The organism is Falsiroseomonas oryzae, assembly GCF_027856955.1.
GTDB lineage: Bacteria > Pseudomonadota > Alphaproteobacteria > Acetobacterales > Acetobacteraceae > Falsiroseomonas > Falsiroseomonas oryzae.
Map to the genome: position 1 here is coordinate 1 of NZ_JAPSMD010000206.1, position 9,431 is coordinate 9,431.

Sequence of the window (9,431 nt, forward strand, 5' to 3'; positions counted from 1 at the left end):
GCGGCTTCCTGATGATCCAGCGCGCCGCCGATGCCGGCTGGACGCGACCCGATTCGCCGCCCGTGCAGCGCGGCCTGCTGGCCAACGGCATCGCGGTCGCTGCCGCCGGCCTGTTCGGCGCCGCCGCCCCCGGCCCGGCCACCGCCGCAGCCGGCCTCTCGGTCGCCACGGGCACCCTGGCGCGCCGCATCGTCTGGTTCGGCACCGCGATCCTGGTGCTTGTGTCCTTCTCGCCCAAGATCGTCGCGCTGTTCGTCGTGGCCCCCGCGGCGGTGAAGGCGGCGACGCTGATCTACGTCTCCGGCTTCATCATCGTGCAGGGCGCGCAGCTGGCGACGGTGCGGCTCTTGGATGCGCGGCGGTCGCTGGTGATCGCGCTCGGCATGGGCGCCGGCATCACGGAGGCCGTGGCCCCCGCTGCCTTCATCGCCAACCTCCCGGCCATCGCCTCCCCGCTCGCGCTAGGCGCGCTGGTGGCGTTCCTGGCGAACCTCGCGACCATGCCGCTGGTGACGCAGCGCGCCGAGACGCGGCTGGCGCCCGGTGCCGGATCGAGCCTGGCGGCCAGCGAGTGGTGCGACGGCATCGCCGGCGCCTGGGGCCTGAAGCCGCAGACCCGCCGCCTGATGGAGCGCGCGCTGGTGGAGCTGACGGAGGTGCTGGGGGAGCGCGCCGTGGCCGAGCTGGCCGTGCAGGCCCGCCGCGGCGAGGACCGGGTGGAGCTGACGCTCGGCTGGCGCGGCCCGCCTTTGCCTGCCGCCGCCACAGCCCCGAAGCCCGAGGACCTGCTGGGCCCCGCCGAGGCGCACCACGCCTTCGCCGTGTGGCTGGCGACGCGCGAGGCGATCGTCTTCCAGCAGCGCGCGACGGGGGAGGGGAACGAGGTGCGCCTGGCCTTCGAGGATTGAGGGCGGCGGGGTGTCGGTGAGCGAGGGCGCTGCCCGTCGAACGCCCTTGGCGTTCGGCCCCGCCGGGGACGATGGGGCACGCATGCGTCGCCGCCTGGATCCCTGCCTCTGTTGGCGCCGGGCGGGACCGGGCTGCAATGCCGCGCGCAGCATCTGCTCGGGCGTTGGGTGCCTTGATCCTGGTTGAGTGGAAACCGGGCCTTGGAATGCGGCGGTCACCGCAACTCACGCCCTCGACGCGACGGTCGTGAAGGCCGGTCACCGGCCGGTGGACGTCGCCAGCGTCTGCGACGGCGTCTCGCCGAACAGGTCGCGGTACGCCAGGGCGAAGCGCCCGAAGTGCCAGAAGCCGAGATCGAGAGCGACCTGCTTCACCAGCAGCCCCGCCCCGCCGTCCGTCAGGCGCCGGCGCGCCTCCGCCAGCCGGCGCTGCCGCAGGTAGCGGTGCACGCTGACGCCATAGACCGCATCGAAGCACTGGTTGACGAAGCGGGGGCTCACGCCGATCGCGGTGCCGATCTCCTCGCTGCAGACCGGGCGTCCTGGCACCGCCGCGAGATACTCCACCGCGGCCGAGGCGACCCGGACGGCACTCCGTTCGCCGCGCAGCCGGCGCCGCGGTGGCGGCCCGTCGGCCAGCGCGCCGTCGAGTGCCGCGCGCAAGCCGTCCACCACGGCCGCCGATACCGCGACACCCGCCTGGCCCGCCATCTGGAGGCCGGCGAGGTCCGGGAGGCGAAGCAGCTCCGGCGCCCGCGCGAGCAGGCCCCGCAGCGGCAGCGCGCGCCCTTCGCGCGCCGCAGGCAGACGGCCGAACACCTCCCCGAAGCGCGCGGCGTCCAGCACCACCATCGTCCAGCGCTGTCCATCCGCCACCCGGGCCATGAGCTCGGCCCCCGGGCCGTACAGGACCGCGTCGGCGCTTCCCGGCAGGATGGCGTTGAGCCGGCTCGCCTCCGCCGGACCGCCGGTCGGGTAGAACAGCGCCCAGTCCCCCGGCGCCACCCGTGCCCGGCCGAGGTAGCTGCCATCGACGGCATTCGACTGGACCCGCACCGGCCCGAGATCGACCAGGCTCAGCCCGTAGCGGAACCGTCCCGGCGAGAGCTGGACGAGTTCGGCCTCGAAATCGCGCTGGGCCGCGGCCAGGTCGTCGACACAGTGGAAGTCGGCCGCCCGGATGACGGGCGCGATGCAGGCCAAGCCGCGAGTCTCCTGGGTCGACGGTGATCGTCCGCGCAAATGGTGTTCCGAAACCGGATAGTGGTTCAAGCTGGGCAGCGCCCCAGCGGGCCGCAGTAGGATGGATCGCGCGGTGCGATCCGTATCGCACCCCTCCAGGCGTATGGAATCGATGCTGATCTTCTGGGCTGTCGGCACCCGTCCCACCCCTCTCCCGGTCGCCGCTATCCCGCTGCGGCGGGTGCAGCGGGCGGGCGATGGGCACGCCGCTCGCCGGAACGCGGCGCGATCCCGCCCATCAACCGCCCGGACGCAACGGGCATCCCAGGACACCCGGCCGTCATGACCACACGACGTGAACTCGCCATGCTCGCCGCGGCGGCATCCGCCCTGCGCGGCGCCTTCGGTCCCGGCACGGCCGAGGCCCAGCCGCTCACCGGCACGCCGACGCCGCCGGTCTTTCGTTACAGCACGCCGATGCCGTCCGGTGTCGTCATGCCCGCCACGGTCGAGACGGGCTTCGGCCGGCTGAACTTCTTCGACGGCGTGCCGGATGCCGACAGCACGCGCCTCATCTACGACAATCTCGACCGGCAGCGCGCGCTGCAGGCCTACCTGCTCGCCCTGCCGGCCGTGAACCAGGCGGCGAACCGCAACGCCATCCTCAGCGTCGGCCCGATCAACACGACGGTGCCGATCTGGGAACGGCTCGTGGACAGCCGGACGGTCGAACTGACGGCCAACAACAACACGCCCTACACCTGGTTCTGGGTCGACCTACGCGGCGGCCCGCTGGTCGTCGAGGTGCCGCCGGGCGTGCTCGGCCTGATCAACGACATGTTCTATTCCTGGGTGGCCGATGTCGGCATCACCGGCGCCGATCGCGGCCGCGGCGGCAAGTACCTGCTGGTGCCGCCGGGCCATCGTGGCGCGGTGCCGCAGCAGGGCTACACGATCGTTCGCCCGAAGACGTTCCAGAACTGGTTCGCGTGGCGCAGCTTCCCCGTGAACGGCGACTTCCGCCCCGCCGTGGACTCGGTGAAGCGCCGCACGAAGATCTATCCGCTGTCGCGCGCCGATAATCCGCCGCGCCTGACCTTCGTCGACATGTCCGAGCAGCCATTCAACATGGTCGGTCCGTCCGATTTCCGCTTCTGGGAAATGCTGAACGACGTGGTGCAGGTGGAACCGAGCAGCGCGTCCGACCCGGTCACGCTCGGCTTCTTCGCCTCCATCGGCATTCAGAAGGGCAGGCCCTTCCAGCCCGACGCGCGCATGCGCCGCATCCTGACGGAGGCCGCCGTGGCCGGCGATGCGACGGCCCGCGCGCTGTCCTATCGGGCGCGCGATCCGGAAGCGCGCATCTTCAGCGACCGGCGCTGGCGCTTCGCCTTCCAGGGCGGCTACCAGTTCCTGCATCAACCGGGTGTCGCGAACCTCGACGCGCGCGCCTTCTTCTTCTTCCTGGCGACCGGCGTGACGCCGGCGATGGACACGCAGGTCGTGGGCGAGGGCTCGACCTATCCCTGGACGGCCGAGGATTCGCAGGGCAACGCGCTCGACGGGGGCAAGACCTATCGCCTGCACCTGCCGGGCCCGGTGCCGGTGCGGACCTTCTGGTCCACCATCGTCTACGACACGCAGACGCGCTCGATGCTGCAGACCGACAACCGCTTCCCCTCCGTCAGCAGCCAGAATCCGGGCCTGCAGGTGAACCCCGACCGCTCCGTGGATGTCTGGTTCGGCCCGACCGCGCCGGCGGGCAAGGAGAGCAACTGGGTGCAGACCATCCCGGGCAAGTCGTGGTTCATGATCCTGCGGCTCTACGGCCCGCTGCAGCCCTGGTTCGACAAGAGCTGGAAACCCGGCGACATCGAACTGCAGGGCTGAGGCGGCGCTGCAGCGGGTGGCGAGGCCGGCGCCGGGCCGCCGGCCGACAAGCTGGTGTCAGCTCTCGCCGGCCAGGGCCGGTCAGCAGGTCCGCGCGAAGTGCGCCGGGCGCCTTCATCGCCAACCTGCCGGCCATCGCCTCGCCCCTCGCGCTAGGCGCGCTGGTGGCGTTCCTGGCGAACCTTGTGACCATGCCGCTGGTGACGCAGCGCGCCGAGACGCGGCTGACGCCCGGTGCCGGATCGAGCCTGGCGGCCAGCGAGTGGTGCGACGGCATCGCCGGCGCCTGGGGCCTGAAGCCGCAGACCCGCCGCCTGATGGAGCGCGCGCTGGTGGAGCTGATGGAGGTGCTGGCGGAACGCGCCGTGGCCAAGCTGGCCGTGCAGGCCCGCCGCGGCGAGGACCGGGTGGAGCTGACGCTCGGCTGGCGCGGCCCGCCTTTGCCTGCCGCCGCCACAGCCCCGAAGCCCGAGGACCTGCTGGGCCCCGCCGAGGCGCACCACGCCTTCGCCGTCTGGCTGGCGACGCGCGAGGCGATCGTCTTCCAGCAGCGCGCGACGGGGGAGGCGAACGAGGTGCGCCTGGCCTTCGAGGATTGAGGGCGGCGGGGTGGCAGTAAAGCCTGCACTCTGCAGGGGCGCTCTCGCCACCAGCGTAGCCCTACGCTTACCATGCGCCGCCTGATAGCGTTCTCCGATATGCTGGACACCGTTGCGCGTACGATCGCGTTATGCGACCTTGCTTCTATGAGCCGACAAAAGCTCTCTGCGTCCTAAGTAAATGCAAAGGCTTAGCTTATCTTGGTGGAGACTTCGAAAGGATTTCTCGGCCTAACGCAGCACGGATTGTCATGAAAAATAGATGCAAATCCCAGTTCACGCTTATGCGTGTGGCAGCTGTTGCGAGCGTTGCGGTGTTTCTGTGTATCTCGTACTCTGCGACTGCCATTGCCGCCTGCGTTCTAGTCCCGAATGGGCCCAGTGCGGGTCGAGTAAATAATATTCTGCAACTGGCTCGAAGCGGGCAAGTTCTCATCGGGGCAAGCCAAGGTCTATTTCAATATTCTACGTCAGACAATCGCCTCGTCCCATTCCACGTCAGTCGGGAGATTTTGTCTCTTCAAGGCATGAGGGGGACAGGCGACATTCTGGTGGCGACATCCGGCCGCTGGTATGCTTACAGAGGAGATGACGGCAGAGTTGTGTCTGCCGGACCCGCGCCGGCATCACCGCCGTTCCTAATGAGTCAACTGCCGGGCGGTAGCGCACTTATTTCGTCGCAGGACGGATGGTTTATATATAACTCGCGAAGCAAGAATGTTGAGCCTCTGCGAGGGTCTCAAAGGCGGGTTGTTCGCTTTCTGCACAGCCTACCGAACGACCGCGGTATTCTTGTGGGATCCACGGACGGTCTATTTTTATTTAACACATCGAGTAGAATATTTTCTGTCGTTCCTGGCGAGCAAATCGGAGAAGTGGCTTCTGTCCATACTATTGAGGGCAGCCAAAATGTTCTAGTTTCCGGGGAAGCGGGTGTTTTGAGCTATGACACCTTGAGAAACAACTCCACCCGACCGCGCGGAGGCAGCCCTCGCCGTATCACTGGAGTTTTTCGCGTGGCGTCGGGATCTCTGGTTGCCGCAAGCAATGGCCTCTTTATGTATGATGCGCCGTCTAATTCATTCCGACAACTGAACAATTTGGGCGTTTCAATGGGACGTATAAACAAGATACTACAAATCGATGGGCGGCCTGACGTAATTCTGGCCGCTGAGAATGGGATGTTTTCATACGACGTTTTAGCTGATAGGGCGCGCTTGGTAAGCCAAGGTCCGGTGGATCCTGTTCACGATTTGTTTGATCTTGGCGGTGGCCGTGGCGTGCTTGTTGCTATGGGCGAAGGCGTTTTTCACTATGACCCGAGCAGTTCTCGATTCGCCTTGCTTGGCGGTCCGACTACCGGGCGTGTCCTAAACTTCCAGCCGCTGCCCTCTCAGAGCGTCTTGATTGCGGCGGAACGCGGATGGTTTCGTTACGTTCACTCTAGTCTAAGCACGGTTGAGGCCGGCCGATCAGTTGGCGAGCGCATTAACACTTTTATGAAGCCCGACCGATCTAATTTTGCTCTAATTGGTACTGAGAATACCTTGCTGATTACCCCAGATCATCTATTTGACAATGCCAGAATAGAGACACAGACGGATCTCAGCCGGATTTTTTCTAGTCCGAATCACATAGAACTTCGTATTAATTTTTCCCACGTCTGCGCTCCGTCTAGCGGATTTTTGAGTCTTTCTCTTAAGACTTTCCATAACAGCGCTGAAAGGGCAACGGTAGACATACGACGTATACAGAGTGGTCAGCACTACCATAATAGTGCCATATTGGCTGCATCGGTCATTCTTGATCGGCCAGGAAGTTGGGCTATGCAGTTGCAGCAAGGGGGAATTCCAATCGGCCGTCGAATAGAATTTACAGTTTCCGAAGCAGCGCCAACGCCGAAGATATTTTCAATTTTACCGACAGCAGGTGTTATATATGCGTCAATATTTGGAGTGCTAATATTTGCTTGTAGGTGGAGTACATTGGCATTTCGGTTACTGCACGAGGGCGTTGTTGGGGCGGCAATGCGTTGGCCGTTACTCCTGCTGCGGTATTCTCCGCATATCCAGCAGTGGATGCTTGAGCCTTGGTTTGTCTCTCAGAAGCGGTTGCTTGCTTTAGATGTAAATTCAGAAGAGGGTCAGTATCTTGATCCGAAGATAATTCGAAGCGATGATAGCGCAACACTGGGAAGATTGCTCCTGCAGAACTTGAAAACGAAGAATCGCTTGTGGCTCCAAGGTCCGAGCGGGATGGGAAAAAGCTGCGTCTTTGGCGCGTGGGAGCGAGAGTACTTTAGGCCAGGGCGCCGCTCAACTCTCGCTAGCGCTGTCCGCACACACGGATTTATACTGGTACCTTTAAGAGTGCGTGACTACGCCAACCTGACCGCTCCAGAGTCGGACCGGCCCGAAAGCTGGACCGTTGAAGCGCTTCGTCGGCACTTTGAGGCGGCAGGCTACGCAGGCATTGACCGCGGCCTGGTCGCGGCAATGGTTCGGACAAGGCGTTTCGCAGTTGCCTTTGACGGCATGAACGAGGCAGATCGCAATATAGAATTTTGCTCCTTCGCAAAACAATTTCGGCATGCAAAAATCATTGCTACCTCCCAGTCTGCGCCTCCGGAGGCTTCGAACGACGAAGGCGAAACTTGGGAACGCTGGAGGCTGCCGATAAGTATTAGAGAGTTGCAGAGCGATCTGTTGATCCGCTGGATGGGAGAAGAGCGCGGTCGTATTTTGGTGGCACGCCTAGGTGTGTCCGGACTATCTGAGCATCTGCTCTCAGGTTACGACTTGCGGCTAGTTGCTGATTTGGCGAGTCCGCAGCGTGAAAAAATTGAACTTCCTAATAGTCGTATCGCACTGTATCGTGCAATACTAGATCGTGCTGCAAATGTGCATGGATCTAGTATCAATTTTGATGAATTGAAACGACTTGCTTGGGCGCTATTGCTTAAGGGAAGGCACAAAGTAAATCTTGATGATCAACGCATTCTAGGCGCGGAGACTGTGAGTGCGCTGTCGCGGGAGGGTGTGCGCGTTCTACACCGAAGGGGGGCGGATTTTGAGTTCAGACATGAGCAGATGAGAGATTTCCTTGCCGCGCTTTGGATCTCTGAGGCTTTTCCGACGGCCTTCAGCGTTCAGCAAGAGCTGGAAGAGCAGAAGGCGTTCAGGATGATGCAGAAAGACCAAGAGGAATTTTGGAGATTTTATGCTCAGCTGCTGAATTCAGATGAGCAACTAATTGCGCTCTGGCGTTGGGCCACAACTAAGCCTGATGAACGACCTTACCTAATCACCGCGCTACAGGAAGAGGCTGATCGCCGCGCCATAACGTTAACTCGGCGCCCTCGGCGTTAGGGGTTGTCCCGCCTAAGCGGCGAGATCCCGCGCCGCACCCCCTATGAGCTCGGCCTGCACGGCCAGGTCGCCCGCGCGACGGAATCCGACCCCTGGCAGCCCGACGAGTTTCTGATGGACGAGCGCTTCTGTGCCGCGCAGGTCCGCGGCCGCGGCCTCGTGGTGTTCAGCGCCTGCTGCCACGCCGGCATCGTCAACGTGCTGCACGCGGCGCGTCAGGCCTTCCCCGACATCCCGCTGCTGGCCGCGATGGGCGGCTTCCACCTCTCCGGCGAGAACGAGGCCATCATCCCGGAGACCGTGCGCGACCTCGCCGCCTTCGACCTGCCCCTGGTAATCTCGCCGCCTTGCCCGGGCTGGCGCGCGGTGGCCGCGCTGGACCGCGCCTTCGGCGAGCGCGTCGTCCCCGCCGCCGTCGGCAAGCTCTTCACGCTGGAGGGTGCAACCGCCTGACCGACCCGCCCGCCGCGACCGCACGCTTGCGCAACGGCGCGGCTTCCCCTCCGATGGATGGAACCGGCACAGGCACGCGCCGGCATGCAGGACCTTGCCGATCCTCGGGGGAGGAGCCGGCACGCGCGGTGCAACAGGCGGAGGCGGGCGGATGAGTGGCGACGGCATGGGCGAGGCCGCGGGCGGACCGGGCCGGGGCGGGCATGAGCGGCTGCACAGGGCGAAGGAGGTCGTGGCGGAGGAGCTCCGCCGCTACGCGATCACCGTCGTCTACATCTTCGTCCTGCTCAGCATGTTCACCCTGCACGAGGAGATCGCGCTGCGCACGCATGACGGCATATCCCAGGCGATCCCCTTCGCGCCGCACGGCTTCGCGGTGATCAATGCGCTGGTGCTGGGCAAGGTGGCGCTGGTGGTGGAGCAGCTGAGGCTGGGCCAGCGCCTGAAGCCGGAGCCGCTGATCTGGCCCATCCTGCTGGAATCCCTGATCCTCGCCATCCTCTTCATCGCGATGCACATGGCCGAGCACATCATCGGCGGCTGGCTGCATGGCGAGGCGCTGGCGAAGAGCGTGCCGGCGGTGGGCGGCGGCGGCGTGTGGGGCGTGGTCTTCGCGACCATCGCCTTCTTCGTCGCGATGATCCCCTTCTGCGGCTTCCGCCAGATCACGCTGTCGATCGGCTGGCCGCGCATGCGGGCGATCCTGTTCGGCGTGCCGGAGGACGCGTGGCGGCGCTGAGGGCCCGGCACGCGCCGTGCCGCTGGACGCCGGCCGGCGGGTTGCGGCAGGATAGGAAGATCAGCCCAACAGGGCCAATGCCGCTCTTTGACCCCGCGAATCCGTCCCGCCCGCTCGCCACACCGGGCCGCGGATACGAACATGGCCCCGGCTGGCGAATTTGTCCGAGGGGCTGACCTAGCTAAGGGTGGAAAGGCTAGGTTGGAGAGATGGTTAGGCGCCGTCGGAGCCGGCTGTCGCGTTCGGTTCAGCAACGGCTGCTGGAGTACTTCGTCGCCGGCACGCCGGCGCG

At 64.9% G+C, this 9,431-nt stretch carries 7 protein-coding genes; 6 read left to right on the plus strand and 1 reads right to left on the minus strand.

What is annotated here, in order from left to right; genetic code table 11:
* The coding region (locus tag OZN99_RS18355; protein ID WP_270936717.1) for a solute carrier family 23 protein at nt 1-908 on the plus strand (908 nt) is incomplete at its 5' end.
* A 258-nt stretch (nt 909-1,166) separates the two neighbouring features.
* On the opposite strand, the gene OZN99_RS18360 is transcribed toward OZN99_RS18355, so the two are convergent.
* Entirely contained in the window at nt 1,167-2,111 is a 945-nt protein-coding gene (locus OZN99_RS18360) for a helix-turn-helix domain-containing protein (RefSeq protein WP_270936718.1), read from the minus strand.
* Between the two features lie 321 nt (nt 2,112-2,432).
* Here OZN99_RS18360 and OZN99_RS18365 point away from each other — a divergent pair, with 321 nt between their 5' ends.
* From OZN99_RS18365 to OZN99_RS18385, 5 genes are all read left to right on the plus strand, one after another.
* On the plus strand, nt 2,433-3,980 hold the full coding sequence (locus OZN99_RS18365) for a DUF1254 domain-containing protein (RefSeq protein WP_270936719.1): 1,548 nt from the start codon (nt 2,433-2,435) through the stop codon (nt 3,978-3,980).
* Nucleotides 3,981-4,144: 164 nt separating this feature from the next.
* Nucleotides 4,145-4,579 (plus strand): hypothetical protein, encoded by a 435-nt coding sequence (locus tag OZN99_RS18370; RefSeq protein WP_270936720.1) that lies wholly within the window; start codon nt 4,145-4,147, stop codon nt 4,577-4,579.
* 938 nt (nt 4,580-5,517) lie between these two features.
* Nucleotides 5,518-7,947 (plus strand): NACHT domain-containing protein, encoded by a 2,430-nt coding sequence (locus tag OZN99_RS18375; protein ID WP_270936721.1) that lies wholly within the window; start codon nt 5,518-5,520, stop codon nt 7,945-7,947.
* Nucleotides 7,948-7,950: 3 nt separating this feature from the next.
* Nucleotides 7,951-8,400: an MBL fold metallo-hydrolase gene (locus tag OZN99_RS18380; protein ID WP_270936722.1), complete on the plus strand. Its 450-nt coding sequence runs from the start codon at nt 7,951-7,953 to the stop codon at nt 8,398-8,400.
* A gap of 151 nt (nt 8,401-8,551) precedes the next feature.
* A complete protein-coding gene (locus OZN99_RS18385; RefSeq protein ID WP_270936723.1) occupies nt 8,552-9,139 on the plus strand; it encodes a hypothetical protein in 588 nt (195 codons plus the stop codon).
* The last annotated feature ends 292 nt before the right edge of the window (nt 9,140-9,431 follow it).

Excerpts from the sequence above, each read along its gene's own strand:
- OZN99_RS18385 (WP_270936723.1), top strand. The coding sequence starts at position 8,552 with ATGAGTGGCGACGGCATGGGCGAGGCCGCGGGCGGACCGGGCCGGGGC.
- OZN99_RS18365 (WP_270936719.1), top strand. The coding sequence starts at position 2,433 with ATGACCACACGACGTGAACTCGCCATGCTCGCCGCGGCGGCATCCGCC.